This window comes from Kribbella sancticallisti (assembly GCF_039530625.1).
Classification (GTDB): domain Bacteria; phylum Actinomycetota; class Actinomycetes; order Propionibacteriales; family Kribbellaceae; genus Kribbella; species Kribbella sancticallisti.
Map to the genome: position 1 here is coordinate 78,269 of NZ_BAAAOS010000017.1, position 15,802 is coordinate 94,070.

The following is a 15,802-nucleotide window of genomic DNA, read 5'->3' on the forward strand; positions in this document are numbered from 1 at the left end:
CCTCCTTATGATTGCTTGTAATCATGTAATCATCTCTACGGGTTCAGCAAGGCTCGCTCGATCTCCCGATGCGCCGGATGGATCCTGCCCGACTCCTCGCCGTCGAGATCCCAGAGCACGTTCTGCAGGATCCGGCCCATCGTCCAGCCGACCGCCCGATCGTGGTCCACCCCGACCACCTCGACCATCTGGTCGAACCGCCGCTGGATCGCCCGCGGCAGATCGCCCGTCGCGACCAGGTCGTCCCAGCGGTTGTTGAGCGCCTGGAACAGCTCGAAGCACGGATCACCCGACAGGGGTTTCGGGTCGATCACCAGCCAGGGTTCACGCCGCCCTGCCATCACGTTGTCGTAGTGGAGGTCCCAGTGCAGCAGGCGATCGCCCGGCTCCTGGACCAACTCAGCCACCTGCGCCGCGTACCGGCGTACCAGCTTCTGCTCGGCGGGATCCGACAGCAGCGGGATGAGCCGAGGCGCCTCCTCCAGCATGTCGGCGACGACATCCTCCAGCCGCCGCACCCCAGCAGGAGCCCGTACTGCGCTGAGCCGGGCGAGCAACTCCGCCAGGATCTGGGTGGCCTCGGTATGGTCGGGGATGTCGTTGAGCGAGCGGGGTTCCAGCCGTTCCAGCAGAAGTGTCGCGTTGGTGGGGTCGTCCTCGAGCACCTGGACCACCGCGTCACCGGGCCAGGTCCGCAGGGCGAGCGCCTCGCCCGCGTTCTCCTCGTTGAACGGCTGCAACTTCAGCATCGCGGGCGTTCCGTCAGTGCGGACGACCGGCAACACGACCGACGCCATTCCGTTCAACGGGGTTCCGTCGAGGCGCAGTTCCCAGCGCTCCAGATACTCCGCCGCGAGACCGGGCACGGCCTGCAGCCAGGCGAGCTCGTCGTCGAGCGTCTCGAACAAAGGAGCCGGCACGACGAACAACGGGTCGGTAGTCATCGCCGGCAACATTAGGGCGGGACCGGGCGATGTGCTTGGGTTTTCCCCGTGACCTCAGATGTGGCCCAGCGAAGCCGGCAAGCGCAACTGGTCGTGGCGATCGTCTATGTCGGGATTCCGCTGGTGCTGCTGGCGTTGACCGTGTGGATCAGCGCCGGGGCCGAGACCTTCAACTGGTTGGCGGTGTTGCTGCCGCTGGCCGTGCTGATTGCCGGCTGGTTCTTCCGCCGGCGCAGCCGGTACAAGCCGAGTCGGTGGAACGGTGCGGGCGCGCTTCTCGGCGCGGTCGCCGGGATCTACCCGGTCGCGCTGGCCGGTTCCGTGTGGTTGGTCCTGCCGGCAGCCATTGTCGGGGCCATCATCGGAGCCGCCCTCGGCCGGTACGGCGAACGCCGGCTGATGCAGCCCGCGATCGCCGAGCTCGCCGATACGCAGTACGAGCTGGCTTTCCGGGTGCGGGGGCTGACCACGTTGCGGCTCTTCGTCGACGACAAGTCGGTGAGCTTGCGAGAGCGGGTCCGGACGGGCGCGGGCTCGGTGACGTATCCGCTCGAGGCGATCACCGGTGTGCACGACGTGTCGGTGACGGGCGCTGAGCGGCTCAGGTTCCCGATGGCGTTGCGGCTCCCACCCGCCGGCAGCCCCGGGCCCGCTCTGATCCTGCAGGCCCAAGGCACCGACTGGGTGCTACCGCAGGACGACGCCGCTGCGATAGCGCAGATCCTCAACCGCCGGATCGAAGCGGCCTGATTCAGCCGGCGCGCTCGTCGGTCCAGCGCATCGCCAGTGGTTGGAGTTGGGCGTCGGGGATCGCCGCGACACCCTGTACTGCGACCGCCTGCAGGCCGACCGGTGACTCCTGGAGCTCACGTCGAAGTTGTCGCCCGAGCATGGTCAGCCCGGTGAACCGCCAGCGGCGGACCAGCCCTTGCTCGACCAATGAAGCCCGCAATTCCCTCATCGCCTGCGACTGAACCACCGCATCCGAGAGCTTCCCGAGCACGATGCCGTACTCCGGTACCGCGTCGAGCACCGCGCTCTCGAAGTCGTTCGCCGCCTCCCCGAGCCCCGGCTGCACCCAGTGCCGAGCCAGGCTGATCGCGAGCTTGCCGTCCTGACACATCGCCAGCACCGTCACCAGCACCACCCGCCGGGGCCCACCGCACAAGTACGCGGTCTGCCCGAGTTGAAGCGCCACCGCCATCACCTCCCGGTCGAAACCGATCTCGGCCGGTTGGACCACAACCAACCCGATCCGGTTCCCAAGCGGTGGGGCTGCGGGTCAGGCGCCGGCTGCTTCGCGTTCTTTGCGGGCGGTTTCGGCCTTTTCGGCTTGCCAGCCGTCTTCGTTCTTGCCGAGGCGCCAGTAGCCGGACAGGGAGAGGCGGTCGCGCGCGAGGCCGCGGTCGGTGAAGAGGTGGCGGCGGAGGCGGAGTACGAAACCGGCCTCGCCGTGCACGAACGCCTGCACGTCACCCGGCGGGAAGTCGAGCGACTCGACGGCCGCGACCAGGCCGTCGCCACGATCGCCGGTGGCGCCGGCGCGGTGCAGCCAGGTCAGTTCGACGTCGCCGGAGCCGCTGAACTTCTGCTCCTCGGTCTCGTCCTCGACCTCGACGAAGACCTTGGCGTGCGCGCCCGGCGGCAACTGCTCGATCGCGGCGCTGATCGCCGGCAACGCGCTCTCGTCGCCCACCAACAGATGCCACGCCGCAGCCTCGTCCGGCCGGTACGCACCGCCTGGACCGTTGAACCAGAGCTTGTCACCGGGCTGAGCGGCCGCGGCCCACGGACCGGCGATCCCCTCGTCGCCGTGGTGCACGAAGTCGATGGTCAACTCGTGCGTGCCCTCGTCCCACGAACGCACCGTGTACGTCCGCATGGTCGGCCACTGCTCGGACGGGAACTGCTCACGGACCACGCCCATGTCCAGCGGGTCCGGGTACTCGACGCCCGGCTGCAGGAACAGCAGCTTCACGTAGTGGTCGGTGGTGCCGTTGTCGACGAAGTCGTCACAGCTCAGCACCACCCTGATCATGTGCGGCGTGATGCGCTCGGTCCGGCGGACGACCGCCAGCTTCGCGCGGCGGCTACGGGGTGCGGGGGTGCTCACGCGACCACGGTCCTCTCGACCTTCAGGCGGAATTGGTTAGGCATACCTAAGCAGGCTAACCCACCGGCCCAGCCGCCTCCGCCCGTACGTCCGGAGTACAGGATCAGTAGCCGCGGATCACGAAGCTCTTGCTGTAGCCCGCCTGGAACTGGTAGCACCGCTGGAAGTACACCCGGTAGATCACGTTCCCGGCGTACGGCGGCTGGGCGAGCACCGTGAACCGGCCGCTCTGCCGGACTCTGGCCTGGCTGACCCCACGCCACTGGGTCGCGCCGGTCAGGCGCTGCAGGATCACCGGGCAGTTGTTCGGCGCACCGGCCACGGAGCCGTTGACCGGGACGATCGTCCCCACCGGCACGCTGGTCTTGGACGGCGCCGCGCTGACGATGCCCGGCCGCGCCACGGTCCAGCCGAGAGAGAGGGTGTCGAACGCACGGCCCCGCAACCGGACGCAGTTGAGCGCGCTCCCGGCCGCGGCCGGATAGATCCGCTCGACGATCCCGGCGGCGTTGGTCAGGTAACGATCGCCGTCGTACTCGGCGCAGAGGTTGTCCCAGGTGATCTGGACGTTGATGCGGCTCCCGTACGGCTTCCCGGTGGCGGAGTCGATGATCGCGACCCGGGCCGTGTACGCCGAGCCGAACGGCACGATCTTCGGGATGATCGAGACGCCGATCCTCGGCAGGTGCACACCGGTGACGGCGATGCTCGGCCCGTCGTACGGGGTCGGAGTCGTCATGCTGCCGGTGGACCCGTCGAGCACCTGGCCCTCCATCACGCCCGTGACCTTGAACGTCCCGTTCGCGGTCGACGGCACGTACAGCGAGCCCTTCCAGACGCCGTCGTCGACGGTCCCGCTGGCCAGCGTCAGCAGCGCCGCGACCATGTACGTCGCCGGCCCGGGTCCTCCCGAGCGCTTCAGGAAGACGTTGAGATACACCGGGTACGTTTCCGTGGTGTCGTAGCCGCCGACCACCGTGACCGGCACCGCCACGGTGTTCAGCCCGGACACGGCGACCGAAGTACGGCCCAGGCTGACACTCGTGACGGTCAGCTTCGGATCAGGTGTCGTCACCGTCTCCGGTGCGGCGGACGCGGCCGGCGCGACCACCGCCGTGACCAGCAGTGAAACCGTCGCGGCCAGCGCCGCCCACCCCTTGACCCTCAACGACGCAGCGCCCATTTCCGCAGGATGGCACGGCCGCGACGTGGCTGCCTAGATCCCGCGGATCACGAAGAACGGCCACTTTGGCCGTCGGATGTTCATCTGTTGGTTGCCGTCGGCCCGCGTTCGTGTTCGGTTCCCGGGCCGAGGCTGGCGGGATGAGCCAGGTTTTCGGCACGCCCCGGCGTCCGGCGTACATGGTCACCCGGACGGACCAGCAGGGCCGGCCGATCTCGCTGGACCTGCGACCGCCGGAGGGCAACTCGGTGTTGTTCACCGGCAGTCCGGGGATGGGCAAGAGCCTCGAGTTGGACCGGGCGCAGCAGTTGGCTCGGCAGAACGACTGGACCTGTGTCCGGGTCGACGCGTCGCCTCGCGAGCCGTTGGAGAACAGGTTCGTCCGGGCGGTCAGCGAGGATCTCGGTGGGCTTCGCAAGCGGCACGGATACTTCTCGCTGCGCAAGCTGAAGAAGACTTTGCGGGACCTGACCCAGCGCAGCCGGAGCCAGCAGAACGGCGCCGAACTCCGGTTCGGGGTGGCGCCGGTGCAGGCGGTGGTGAAGAAGCAGTGGGAGGCGCCGGGCAAGGATGGTGTCGGAAGCACGCTCAACGAACTCGCGGACAACCTGGGTGAACTGGCGGCCAAGAAGGGCCAGCCGGTGATGTTGATGGTCGACAATCTTGACGTCGCGTCGGAGCGAGATCTGGCCGCGCTGACGGAACTGTCGGCACATCTGGAGCGCAACGGGCAGCCCGTGTACCTGGTCGGCGCCGGTGGCGAGATGGCCGCCACTAGGTTGATGACTGCGTCTGGTGGGATGTCCGGTATCGCTACTGGAGTCGCCGGCCGGTTCGACGTCCGGGAGTGCCGGCCCCTGGCCGATGACCAGCTTCGGCCCGCCGTGACCGAGCCGCTGCGCCAGGCCGGCATCCCTTACCAGCCAGACGCTGTGGAGAACCTGCTCAAGGCGGCCAACGGCAATCCGAGTCGGCTGCGGGACCTGGCGGACAACGCGGTGCAGCTCGCGCACCCGCCGTACGGCGTCACCGCGGATGTGGCGAAGCTCGCGACGAATCAGGTGAACGCGCGGTCGCGGGTCTTCTACCAGGCGGCGTGGAACACGTGCTCGGATGCGGAGAAGGACCTGCTGGCGAAGGTCGCAGTACGGGGGCCGCGGGGGTTGGCCATGTCGGGTGAGACCCAGGCAGCCGGTCCCGGCAAGTGGCAAGCACTCGACACAGCTCGGCAAGGCCTGGTCGCCCGCGGCATGCTCCGGGACAACGGCCAGCGCGTGTCGCTCGCCGACCCCGGTCTTCAGGACTGGGTGCAGACCAGGGTGGGCCAGTCCGCTGCCCACGCCGGCGTCGCCCTGCCTGGCTCGCCCGCGCCCGCGATCACCCCGCCGGGTAGCGGACGCCATCGGCAGACCACCAACAACACCACCCGGCAGGTCGGCAACACGACCTTCACAGTCAACCGCTAGCAGCACCCGTCGTTGCAGGTCGTTTGCTGGTTGGGAGCGCAGCAGCCCTTGCCCTGCCAGGCTTGGATGCCTTCGCGAAGGGCTACGGCGGCGATGACCAGGCCGGCGATCGGGTCGGCCCAGGACCAGCCGAGGGTCGCGTTCAGCACCAGGCCGACGAGCAGGACCGCGGACAGGTAGGTGCACAGCAGCGTTTGGGTGCCGTCGGCAACGACCGCGTCCGACCCGAGCGCCTTCCCGGTACGCCGCTGGGCCACCGACAGCAGCGGCATCACCACCAGTGAGGCGATCGCCAAGCCGATCCCGACGGACGAGGCGTCCGGGGTGGACCCGCTGACCAGGGAGCGGATTGACTCCACCGACACGTACAGGGCAAGGCCGAAGAAGGAGAGCGCGATCAACCGCAGGGCGCGGCGTTCCCGGGTTTCCGGCAGCGGGTGACGGAACTGCCACAGGATGATCAGCCCACTGGCGACCTCGACGATCGAGTCGAGCCCGAAGCCGACCAGCGCGACCGAACCGGACACCGTCCCGGCGGTGATCGCGACGACCGCCTCGATGGCGTTGTAACTGACGCTCGCACCCGCGAGCAGCTGCGCCCGTCGCCCGAGCTGCTTGCGCCGGCTCGGCACCAGCAATTCGGTCACTTGCACTCCCCGGTCGCGTCCGGCCGGCAGCAGGCCGGGTCGACCGCAAGTACGACGTTCAGCAGCTCGGTCAGGGCGGTCCCCAGACTCTGGTCCGCCAACTCGTAGCGAGTACGACGCCCTTCGGGTTCCGCGACGACCAGGCCGCAACCACGCAGGCAGGCCAGGTGATTCGACAACGACTGCCGGCTGACCCCGATCCGCTCGGCCAGGTCCGCGGGATAACTCGGCCCTTCGTGCAGGACCAGCATCACCTGCGTTCGCGTCGGATCCGACAACGCATGCCCAAACCGAGCCAGCACCTCACTACGGCTGATCGTGTCCACAGCCAGCACTGTACAGCGAATGATGTATTCACGGAAAGCTGTACCGACTGCGGACCGTCGACCGCTACGGACGGCCGTTGACGTCCGCTGTCGCGATTCCCAACTCCTGGCACACCGCCAGCAGTTGGCGATCTCCTGTGGCGGCGATGAGATCCCCATCGGCCAACTGCTCCACAGCGGCGCAGTGCACCGCGTCGTAGCCGCGCAAGGAACTCTGGGTCGCCCGCTGAGCCGCACGTCGCATGAGTTCCGCATCGAGCTCCACGACCTCGAACTCCGGCCACAGCTCATCCAAGGTGCGCTGGGCCGCACGCGACTTCGTCCGGCTGACCCGGCCTGCCTTCTGAGCCCGGGCCAGTGCGGCGGAGGTTTCGACATACAGCAGCCGCGTGGTGACTACCGCATCGGCCAGGTTCCACAGCTCGGCACAAACCGCTGTGGACGGTTCGTCGATCAGGATCGGAACGAATGCCGAGGTGTCGAAGTAGCAGATCACCTGCGCTGCTCGTCGATCAGGTCGCTGACCGGCCCGGCCGTCTTGATCGGCGCCGGGGCAGGCCGCTTACGTCGCTTGGCCGGCGTCACTTTGCCCTCGGCGACCAGGCGCTCGAGCACGGTCGGCACCTGCAACGGCACGATCTGCGCGATCGGCTTGCCGTGGTCGGTGATGGTGATGGTCCGTCCTTCGCGCACCTCTGCGAGGTGACGGCTGAGGCCGTCCCGGAGTTCTCGGATGCCGACGTCCACCAGTCCTCCTGTGGTCACTAACTCTCCCTGGATTGTAGCCACAATGGTCATGCTTCCAGCATGGTCGACCAGCGACGCCGGCAGGAAGGGCAGATCGTGGGGCAGCGTGGGGCAGTTAGACGGCGAAGACGTCTTCGTCGTTGGCGAAGGCCTTGAATTCGAGGGCGTTGCCGGCGGGGTCGTGGAGGAACATGGTCCACTGCTCGCCGGGCTTGCCCTCGAAGCGGAGGTAGGGGGCGATGACGAAGGCGGTGCCGGCGGCGCGGAAGCGGTCGGCGAGGGCGTGGAAGTCGGGGATCTCGAGGATCAGGCCGAAGTGCGGGACCGGGACGTCGTGGCCGTCGACGGGGTTGTGGATCGCCTGGGCGCGGGTGGGCGCCAGGTGGGTGACGAACTGGTGGCCGCGCAGGTTCCAGTCGATCCAGGTGTCGGAACTGCGGCCGCGTTCGCAGCCGATCACGGTGCCGTAGAACTCCGCGGCGGCGGCGAGGTCGTCGACCGGCATGGCGAGATGGAAGCGGGGGATGGCAGGAGCAGTCATACCGCCAATCTATTTGGTCGCGATCACGAGGCGGCTTTCGAACGGGAACAGGACCTCGCCCGTGCTGGTCAGGTAACCGGCCAGCGCGTTCTGGCAATCCGCCAGGATCGCCTCCCTGACGCCCGGCTCGAGGCGTCCGCCGAGCGGCGTGCTGTCCAGTTCGACGCCGACCAACTGGTCGATCGAGTCGTAACGGAACTCTCCGACCGGACTACCGGTCGCAGTCACGTCCAGCCCGGCGTCGGTGAGAAGGCCAGTCAGACCGTCAAGATCGCCCAGCGCGAAGTAGCTGGTCACCAGCCGGCGCGCCTCTTCCCCCGCGTTCCTCGTGACCACGTCGACGAACAGCTCGTACGGCGGGTTGGTGGCGAGCGATCCCGGCACCAGGACACCGACGGTTCCCCCGGGACGGACCACCCGGCGCATCTCCCGCAGCGCGGCGGCCGGCTCCGGGAAGAACATCATCGCCATCTGACTCAGCACCACGTCGAACGAGGCCGGGTCGAACGGCAGCGCACCGGCGTCGCCTTGCCGCCATTGCAGCTCGGGCGCGACTCTCCTGGCCACAGCCAGCATCGCCTCGTTGAGATCGACTCCGGCAACTGTCCCGGTGGATCCCACCCGCTCGGCCGCAGTACGCGCGACGATGCCGGTCCCACAGCCGACGTCGAGCACCCGCTGCCCGGCCGCGACCCCCGCGCCGTCCAGCAGGTGCGGCGCCCATTGGGCGAAGAAGCCGGGCACGAACCACGCTTCGTACGCCTCGGCCAGTTCCGCGGTCAGTTGGAAAGTCTCCTGCTCTGCTCTGTTCATCGTCGGGCTCCTCAAGGTGACGGCTGTTTCCGAGCCTGCCCCCGCGCGGCGGCACGGACATCGGGCGAATGACCCATATCCGGCGGCGTCAGCGGGCGTGACAATGACGAGATGGAGGCCGACGAGCTGGTCGCCGCAGGACAGATCGCCACAGGACAGGCCGCACTCGCGGCCGGCCGGTGGGCGGAGGCACGTGTCGCGTTCGAGGCCGCAGTGGACACCGCACCCACGGATGGCGCTGCCCTCGACGGCCTCGGCGAAGTGCTGTGGTGGCTAGGTGATCCGACCCGCAGCCAGCAGTGCCGGGAGGCGGCGTACGCCAGGTTCCGCAGTACCGGCGACACCGGACGCGCGGTGAACGCCGCGCTTGGGATCGCGGTGACCTACGAGGCCAACTTCGGCAACTCCGCAGCGGCCAGTGGCTGGGTCTCACGGGCCGAGAGGCTGCTCACCGGCACAGGCGACCCGTACGCCGGCTGGGCGGCGGTGACCCGGGCCTATGTCACCGGGGACGCCAAGCAGGCAGCCGCGTCGTACCGGGAGGCGCTCGCGGCTGCCCGCCGGGTCGGCGACATCGATCTGGAACTGTGCTCGCTGTCCGGCCTCGGCGAGAAGCTCGTGCTGCTCGGCGAGGTGGAGAAAGGGTTGGCCATGCTCGACGAAGCCATGGCCGGCGCACTCGGCGGCGAGTGCACACGGCTGGATGCGGTCGCCTACATCAGTTGCTACATGCTTGTCGCGTGTGAGCTCGCCGCCGACCTCGACCGTGCGCGGCAGTGGTGCCAGGTCGCCGATCGCTTCATCGCCCGCTATGGCTGTCCCTTCCTTTCCACCCGGTGCCGGGTCGTCTACGGCAGCGTCCTGGTGTCCGCGGGGCAGTGGGACGAGGGCGAACAGGAACTGCTCCGTGCCATCGCGATGAGCCAGGGCGCCGGGCCGGCGCTGGCCACTGAGGCAGTGGCACGGTTGGCCGAGCTCAGGTTGCGGCAGGGCCGTACGGAGGAAGCGGCACGGCTGCTCGGCGGCCGGGAGAACGAACTCCGGGGCTGCCTCGCGGTGGCGGCGCTCCGGCTCGCCAGGGGTGACGGGCCAGGCGCCACCACAGCAGTCCGCAGGTGGCTGGCCGAGACGGCCGCACAACAGCTCTCCTCCGCTTCCGCGCTGGCGCTTTCGGTGCGGACTCATCTGGCCAGCGATGACCTCGACGGCGCCAGAGCGGCCGCAGCCACGCTGACCAGCCTGGCCGAACAGCGCCGGCTCCCGTACGTCGAAGCGCTGGCCACCGCCTCGGCGGCGTACGTCTCGACTGCCACGGATCCGCCGGACGGCCAAGCCGGTGAGCTGTGGGAGCGAACGGTCCGCTTGTTCTCGCGATTGGGCATGCCGTACGAGGTGGCGTCGGCGCAACTCGAGCTGGCCCGGACGCTGGCCGACGACCACCCGGACGCTGCCGCGGCCGAGGCAACCGCGGCGCTGGACACGTTCACCGGGATGGGCGCGATCCCGGCCGCCGATGCCACCGCCGCGCTGCTCCGCTCACTCGGCAGGACGCCGCCGCCGGGTCAGCGCGGCACTGGCGAGCTGACCCGGCGGGAACGTCAGGTACTTCGGCTGATCGGACTCGGCCTGAGCAACCCCGAGATCGGCGCACGGCTGCACATCAGCCGGAAGACCGCGGAGCATCACGTCAGCCACGTGCTGGCCAAGCTGGGCGCTCGCAACCGGGCCGAAGCCGTCGCCCGCGCCGTGCTGACCAGGTCCGACTGAGCTCAGGGCCAGATCGAGGCGACCCACTCGGGGTGGTCGATGAACGGGTTCCGGTTGTGCTGCCAGTTGTCGAAGATGACCTGGTTGCGCCGCTTCTCGAAGGCGTCCGGCGGGTCAGCGGCGCTCCACGCCTTCAGCACCGTCAGCTTGCCGATGTACGGCGCCGAGCCGTTGTCGACCGAGTTGTTCGGCTCCAGGTTGGCGAACCCGTCGCCACCCTCGTAGCGGATCGCCATGTAGAAGATCATCCGCGCGACGTCACCGCGCACCGCTGCCCGCGGCGAGAACGAGTCCCCGTCCGCCGCGCAGCCCGGGCACTCGGCGACCGTGGTACCGCCGTTGTCGAAGTCGAGGTTGCCGCGGGCACCATTCACCGAGACGTCCTCGGGGCGCAGGTGGTGCACGTCGGTGCCGGGACCGGTCGCCGTTCCGAAGTCGCCGTGGGACTTGGCCCAGACGTGTTCGCGGTTCCAGTCGTTCACGCCGCCGCCGTTGGTGCTCTTGCTCTGCGAGCGGCCGGAGTACAGCAGGATGACGTTGTTCGTGTTGGCCGGGTCCTGGTCGGTGTCCTTGAGCGCGTTCCAGACCTGGTCGTAGCTGAGCTTCGTCTGGTTCGCGATGATCGAGTGCAGCGCGGACCGCAGCGCCGGCCCGGTCTTGCCGATCGCGTTCGCGTAGTAGTCACCCGGATCCGGCGGCGTCCCCGGGTCCGAACCGCCCGCGCCGCTGAACGCGGTCGGGTCCTTCAGCCCGGCATGCGGCGTGAAGTACGGCGTCAGCGTCCCGGTCACACTGATCTTGGTGCCGAGCAGCCCCGGATTCGACCGCAACCCGTACTGCGAACGGAAGGCGCTCGGGATCTGCACGTAGAGCATCGCCGAGGTGCTCGTCTGCGAACTGGTGTCGGCCAGCGCCAACGCCGTGTCGCCCGGGAAGTTGCTCCGGACCACCGTGTTCGCCGCGGTCGGCTGACCGACCACGTATCCCTCGACGGTCGCGACCGACCCGTCCTGCCGGGCGATCGCGGTACTGACCGTGATGGCGGCGGTGGTCGCGGCGGTGGACGGGGTGATCCCGAAGGCGAGCAACGCCAGCAGGACACCGAGAACCAGGGCAGCGCGGGAACGACGAAGAGCGGGCACGGCGATCTCCCAGGGGCGGTTGGGAACCAATGCGTCGCCCGCCATCCTGCCCGCCGCGACCCGGACTTGAACATCGATCCGGCAAAGGTTGTCCGACGATCCGGCAAATGCCAGGTGCCACTACCTCAACTCGACCGTCCAGTGCCGACCAGGGGCTCCGCCGCGGGCGCCGCGACGACGGCACCGTCCTTGACGACGATGACTCCCGGGCCGGAGCGTGCGGCGTTGGGGGTGCGGGCTGAGGAAATTGAGTCGGTGGGGCGGCGAGCGCTGAGCGCCCAGCCGCCCCACCTAGGTGTACGGGCCCCCATCAGCCCGTGACTGCTGCCACGAACTGCTCGCCCATCCACCAGTGAGGCGCTACTGGCGGGCAGCACCTCACCGTCTGGCGGGAGGAGGACTGGAAAGTCCTTCTCCGACGGTGGCGTGGTGCGGACGCCGTTACGGACCGTACTCAGTCCGGAACGGAATGTCCATGGGTCACAGGGGCCGTCTCACACTACTGACGAGTCACTGTTTCAGCAGTTGATCGTGTCCGCGTGCGTCGTGCCGGCGGACCGGTACGAGTTCACCCGCGCGGTGGCCGCCGCCGGCGACAGCACCTCGTTCTTCGCGTAGTAGACCCAGTCCGCCGACTGCGCCCAGACGCTGGTGCCGCCGGAGTGGCCGGTCAGGTCGATGAACCACTGGTTGTAGTTCAGCGTCATCGGGCGCCGCGGGTAGACGCTGCGGCCCGCGGCGTCGGTGGTGTGGTCCGCGGCCAGGGCGCCGTCGATGTAGTACTTGACGTGCCCGTTCGCGACGGTGGCGACCAGGGTGTGCCAGCCCGCGTGGCTCCACCGCCGCGCCTCGCTGATCCGCCAGCCGTCGAACGGGTCCGCCTGATAGGTGTTCCAACTGGTGATGAAGTTCGTCGGCCCGGTCTCACCCCAGCCGCCGTTCGGCAGGTACTCCGAGATGTCGAGTTCGCTGTACGTCGGCTCCCAGTCGTAGTCGAGCGGGGAGATCGTGTAGAAGGTCTGGTTCACCGTGTCGCCGTCGGCACCGCTGACCGGGGTGTCGCTGAACTTGAACCTGGTCGCGTAGGTGCCCTCGAAGAACCGCAGCCGGTTCTGCTGGACCTGGGCGTGGGTGGTGCCGCTCGCGGTGCCGTTCGTGGAGGCGCGCAGTTGCAGGGATTTCTGGCCGTCCACGACCGGGAAGCTGATGTTGCTCGCGGCCCAGGTGGCACCGCCGACGCCGGGACCGCCGGCGCTGGTCCGGACACTCCAGTCGTGGCCGGTGAAGTTCGGGTCGGTCCGGGAGTAGTAGTTGAAGTCGTCGAAGAACGCGCCGCAGGCGGCCGGTTTCCGGGGCTTCTCGGCGGGCGTGGGTCGCGCGGCCGCCGGGCCGGCGGCGGCAACCGCCAAAGCAGCCAGTACTGCGGTCGCGGCGGTGATGCGGAGTTTGCGTGTTCGAGCCATGGTGAGCACCTTCGTCTCGGGGCGGAGAACGCGGGACTCTTCGTAAAATGGTCTATCCAAGTGGTCAAGTCAAGCCCTTGAAACGGAGTGAATGCGCTCTCACAGGTCGGACCACTGGTAAAGATTGCTAGAGTTGAACGATGAGAAGGACCGAGGCGCGGGACCGTCTGCTGCGGTTGATCGAGATCCGCAACCCCGGCGAGGCCCTCCCCTCCGAACGCAGCCTGAGCGAATCCCTCGGTGTCTCGCGCCCGACCCTGCGCGCCGCGCTCGACGATCTCGCCCGGGACGGACTTGTCGTGCGCGAACACGGCCGCGGCACCTTCACCAGTTCCCGGAAGATCCACCAGGAACTCGCACCGACCGCCGAGGGCGACTTCCAGGTGCCACCCGCGGAGGGCACTCCGTGGCAGAGCAAGCTGATCAGCTTCGAGGTGGAGCCGGCCGGTGCGCGACTCGGCCAGCGGCTGGAGATCTCGCCGGGCGACCAACTCGTGTCGGTGGTTCGGCTCCGGCTGGTCGACGGTGCTCCGATGTGCATCGAGCGGATCCGGATCCCCGCCGCCTATGTCCCCGGGATCACCGGCCGGGACTTCGAGATCGGTTCCATGTACGGGTTGCTGCGGTCGAGGTACCAGGTGGTGGCGAAGGACGCGGTACAGACGACGGAGCCGACGGTGACGGATGCGCAGGAGGCGGCCCTGCTCGGCGTACCGCTGCATTCGCCGGCGTTGCTGTTCGAACGGACCACGCGGAACGCGGACCGCGCCGTGATCGAGTACACCCGCTCCATCTATCGAGGAGACCGGTACCGGATCACGACGCGGCTCACGTTCCCAGACACGCCCTAACCCTTGACGGCGCCCGCGGCCACACCTGTCGTCACGCGGCCCTGCAGGAGGAGGAAGATCAGCAGCACAGGCAGCATGAACAGGGTCGCCGCGGCCATCGTGGCGCCCCAGTCCGTGCCGAAGGTGTTGCTGAACGACGAGAGCCAGACCGGCAGCGTGCGCTGGTCCTGGTTCTTGATGATCAGCAGGTTGGCGAAGGCGAACTCGTTCCACGCGGTGATGAAACCGAACAGCGAGGTGGACAGCAGCCCGGGCGCGAGCAGCGGGAAGACGATCCGCCGGAACGCCTGGAACTGGTTGCAGCCGTCGACCTGGGCCGCCTCCTCGAGCTCGACCGGGATCGCGTTCAGGAAGCCGCGCAACGTCACGATGGTGAACGGCAGCGTCATCATGAAGTAGATCAGCGTCAGCATCGGCAACTTGTCCAGCATGTCCGTGTCGCGGGCGATCACGTACATCGGGATCAGCAGCGCCTCCCACGGCGTCATCTGCGCGACGAACACCATCAGGATGAACGCCTGCCGGCCCTTCCAGCGCATCCGCCCGACCGCGAAGGCGGCCAGGCACGCGATCACCAGCGAGGCCAGCACCGCGGTCACGGCGACGAACGCGCTGTTGCGCCAGAACAACCAGAACCCGTCCGCGTTCACGGCCGTACTGAAGTGCGTGAAGGTGACGTGAGTCGGGAAGAACGAAGGCGTCTCGGCCTGGATGTCTTTGGTCGGCTTGAACGCGGTCAGCACCATCCAGTAGACGGGGAAGACCGAGAACGCGAACACGCCCAGAGCCAGCACGTTCAGGGTGATCTTGCGACTGATCCGGGTCCTCACAGCCGACCCTCTTCCTTGAACATCTGCCGGAAGTACGCCAGCAGCACCACGGTCAGGATCAGCACCGTGACCATCGAGATCGCCGCGCCCAGGTCGTAGCGGTTCAGCGACTGGGCGATCTGGTAGGCGTACACCGGCAGCGTCAGCGTCGCGTTGCCCGGGCCGCCCTGGCTGATCGCCCAAATCTGGACGAAGCACTTGAACACCCAGATCACCTCCAGGCACAGGATCAGGCCGAACATCGGCCGCAGGATCGGGAAGGTGATCAGCGCGAAGGTCTTGACCGAGCCGGCGCCGTCGATCTGGGCCGACTCGTGCAGTTCCTTCGGCACCGTCGTCATCGCCGCGTAGAGCGTCAGCGCCGCGAACGGCACCGACTGCCAGACGATCAGCAGCACGATGATCGCGAAGGTGGAGTTGCCGTCGGCGAACCACGCCTTGCCGTCGTACTGCTCGAAGCCGAGCGCGACGAGCACCCAGTTCACCACTCCCAGCTGGGACTGGAAGAGCCACTGGAACACCGTGGTCGCGGCGATCACCGGGATCGCCCAGGCGACCACCAGGCCACCCATCACGGCGAACCGCATCCACTTGCCCAGGGCACCGAGCAGCAGCGCCACCGCGGTCGCCAGCACCATGATCAGGCCGACGTTGATCGCGGTGAACACGAAGGTCCGCCGGACCACGCCCCAGAACATGTCGTCGGTCAGGATCCGCCGGTAGTTGTCCAGACCGACGAACTCGGCACCGCCGCGGATCAACTGGGCGATGCCGAACTTCTGGAACGAGATCAGCAGGTTGCGGACCAGCGGATAGGCGAGCAGGTACGCCGTACCGAGAACGGTCGGCGCGACCAGCAGATAGGGCAGGACGCGGACCCACAGGGGTCGCCCCCGCCGGCCCGGGGCCGGCGTACCGGTCTCGGGGGCGGGGGCGACCGTCGTGGTCTCAGCTTCAGCCAAGGCCATG

General features: G+C 68.3%; 18 protein-coding genes. 4 read left to right on the forward strand and 14 right to left on the reverse strand.

Features of this window, described 5'->3' with window-relative positions; all coding sequences use genetic code 11:
- Positions 1-35: 35 nt before the first annotated feature.
- The gene (locus ABD255_RS07995; protein ID WP_344211433.1) at positions 36-944 is read right to left on the reverse strand and encodes an aminoglycoside phosphotransferase family protein; all 909 of its coding nucleotides are present in this window, start codon (positions 942-944) and stop codon (positions 36-38) included.
- A gap of 48 nt (positions 945-992) precedes the next feature.
- Between ABD255_RS07995 and ABD255_RS08000 the strand changes: the two genes are divergently transcribed.
- Positions 993-1,694, forward strand: a complete 702-nt coding sequence (locus ABD255_RS08000) for a hypothetical protein (protein WP_344211435.1) — start codon at positions 993-995, stop codon at positions 1,692-1,694.
- A 1-nt stretch (position 1,695) separates the two neighbouring features.
- Here ABD255_RS08000 and ABD255_RS08005 read toward each other — a convergent pair whose 3' ends face one another.
- From ABD255_RS08005 to ABD255_RS08015, 3 genes are all read right to left on the reverse strand, one after another.
- Entirely contained in the window at positions 1,696-2,142 is a 447-nt protein-coding gene (locus ABD255_RS08005; protein WP_344211437.1) for a TIGR04222 domain-containing membrane protein, read from the reverse strand.
- Positions 2,143-2,226: 84 nt separating this feature from the next.
- Positions 2,227-3,057, reverse strand: coding sequence for a siderophore-interacting protein (locus tag ABD255_RS08010; RefSeq protein ID WP_344211439.1), 831 nt, complete (start codon positions 3,055-3,057; stop codon positions 2,227-2,229).
- 103 nt (positions 3,058-3,160) lie between these two features.
- Positions 3,161-4,240 (reverse strand): hypothetical protein, encoded by a 1,080-nt coding sequence (locus ABD255_RS08015; RefSeq protein WP_344211441.1) that lies wholly within the window; start codon positions 4,238-4,240, stop codon positions 3,161-3,163.
- Between the two features lie 140 nt (positions 4,241-4,380).
- On the opposite strand from ABD255_RS08015, the gene ABD255_RS08020 reads away from it, so the two are divergent.
- On the forward strand, positions 4,381-5,706 hold the full coding sequence (locus tag ABD255_RS08020; RefSeq protein WP_344211443.1) for an ATP-binding protein: 1,326 nt from the start codon (positions 4,381-4,383) through the stop codon (positions 5,704-5,706).
- Here ABD255_RS08020 and ABD255_RS08025 read toward each other — a convergent pair.
- The 6 genes from ABD255_RS08025 to ABD255_RS08050 all read right to left on the reverse strand — a co-directional run bounded on the left by ABD255_RS08025 (position 5,703) and on the right by ABD255_RS08050 (position 8,780).
- Positions 5,703-6,353: a cation diffusion facilitator family transporter gene (locus ABD255_RS08025; protein ID WP_344211445.1), complete on the reverse strand. Its 651-nt coding sequence runs from the start codon at positions 6,351-6,353 to the stop codon at positions 5,703-5,705. The two genes, ABD255_RS08020 and ABD255_RS08025, sit on opposite strands and share 4 nt — an antisense overlap.
- Entirely contained in the window at positions 6,350-6,679 is a 330-nt protein-coding gene (locus ABD255_RS08030; RefSeq protein ID WP_344211447.1) for an ArsR/SmtB family transcription factor, read from the reverse strand. Before ABD255_RS08030 ends, ABD255_RS08025 begins: the two co-directional genes overlap by 4 nt.
- Before the next feature lie 64 nt (positions 6,680-6,743).
- On the reverse strand, positions 6,744-7,175 hold the full coding sequence (locus tag ABD255_RS08035) for a type II toxin-antitoxin system VapC family toxin (protein WP_344211449.1): 432 nt from the start codon (positions 7,173-7,175) through the stop codon (positions 6,744-6,746).
- Complete coding sequence (locus ABD255_RS08040) at positions 7,172-7,444, reverse strand: type II toxin-antitoxin system Phd/YefM family antitoxin (protein WP_344211451.1); 273 nt, start codon at positions 7,442-7,444, stop codon at positions 7,172-7,174. Before ABD255_RS08040 ends, ABD255_RS08035 begins: the two co-directional genes overlap by 4 nt.
- 97 nt (positions 7,445-7,541) lie before the next feature.
- On the reverse strand, positions 7,542-7,967 hold the full coding sequence (locus ABD255_RS08045; RefSeq protein ID WP_344211453.1) for a VOC family protein: 426 nt from the start codon (positions 7,965-7,967) through the stop codon (positions 7,542-7,544).
- Between the two features lie 9 nt (positions 7,968-7,976).
- On the reverse strand, positions 7,977-8,780 hold the full coding sequence (locus tag ABD255_RS08050; RefSeq protein WP_344211455.1) for a methyltransferase domain-containing protein: 804 nt from the start codon (positions 8,778-8,780) through the stop codon (positions 7,977-7,979).
- A gap of 111 nt (positions 8,781-8,891) precedes the next feature.
- On the opposite strand from ABD255_RS08050, the gene ABD255_RS08055 reads away from it, so the two are divergent.
- On the forward strand, positions 8,892-10,547 hold the full coding sequence (locus ABD255_RS08055) for a LuxR C-terminal-related transcriptional regulator (protein ID WP_344211457.1): 1,656 nt from the start codon (positions 8,892-8,894) through the stop codon (positions 10,545-10,547).
- A gap of 2 nt (positions 10,548-10,549) precedes the next feature.
- Here ABD255_RS08055 and ABD255_RS08060 read toward each other — a convergent pair whose 3' ends face one another.
- Together ABD255_RS08060 and ABD255_RS08065 are read right to left on the reverse strand one after the other, a co-directional pair.
- On the reverse strand, positions 10,550-11,689 hold the full coding sequence (locus ABD255_RS08060; protein WP_344211459.1) for an endonuclease: 1,140 nt from the start codon (positions 11,687-11,689) through the stop codon (positions 10,550-10,552).
- 518 nt (positions 11,690-12,207) lie between these two features.
- Complete coding sequence (locus ABD255_RS08065; RefSeq protein WP_344211461.1) at positions 12,208-13,152, reverse strand: glycoside hydrolase family 16 protein; 945 nt, start codon at positions 13,150-13,152, stop codon at positions 12,208-12,210.
- Between the two features lie 140 nt (positions 13,153-13,292).
- Here ABD255_RS08065 and ABD255_RS08070 point away from each other — a divergent pair, with 140 nt between their 5' ends.
- Positions 13,293-14,003, forward strand: coding sequence for a GntR family transcriptional regulator (locus ABD255_RS08070; protein ID WP_344211463.1), 711 nt, complete (start codon positions 13,293-13,295; stop codon positions 14,001-14,003).
- Here ABD255_RS08070 and ABD255_RS08075 read toward each other — a convergent pair.
- Positions 14,000-14,833 (reverse strand): carbohydrate ABC transporter permease, encoded by an 834-nt coding sequence (locus ABD255_RS08075; RefSeq protein ID WP_344211465.1) that lies wholly within the window; start codon positions 14,831-14,833, stop codon positions 14,000-14,002. The genes ABD255_RS08070 and ABD255_RS08075 overlap by 4 nt on opposite strands.
- Entirely contained in the window at positions 14,830-15,795 is a 966-nt protein-coding gene (locus tag ABD255_RS08080; protein ID WP_344211467.1) for a carbohydrate ABC transporter permease, read from the reverse strand. Before ABD255_RS08080 ends, ABD255_RS08075 begins: the two co-directional genes overlap by 4 nt.
- Between the last annotated feature and the right edge of the window lie 7 nt (positions 15,796-15,802).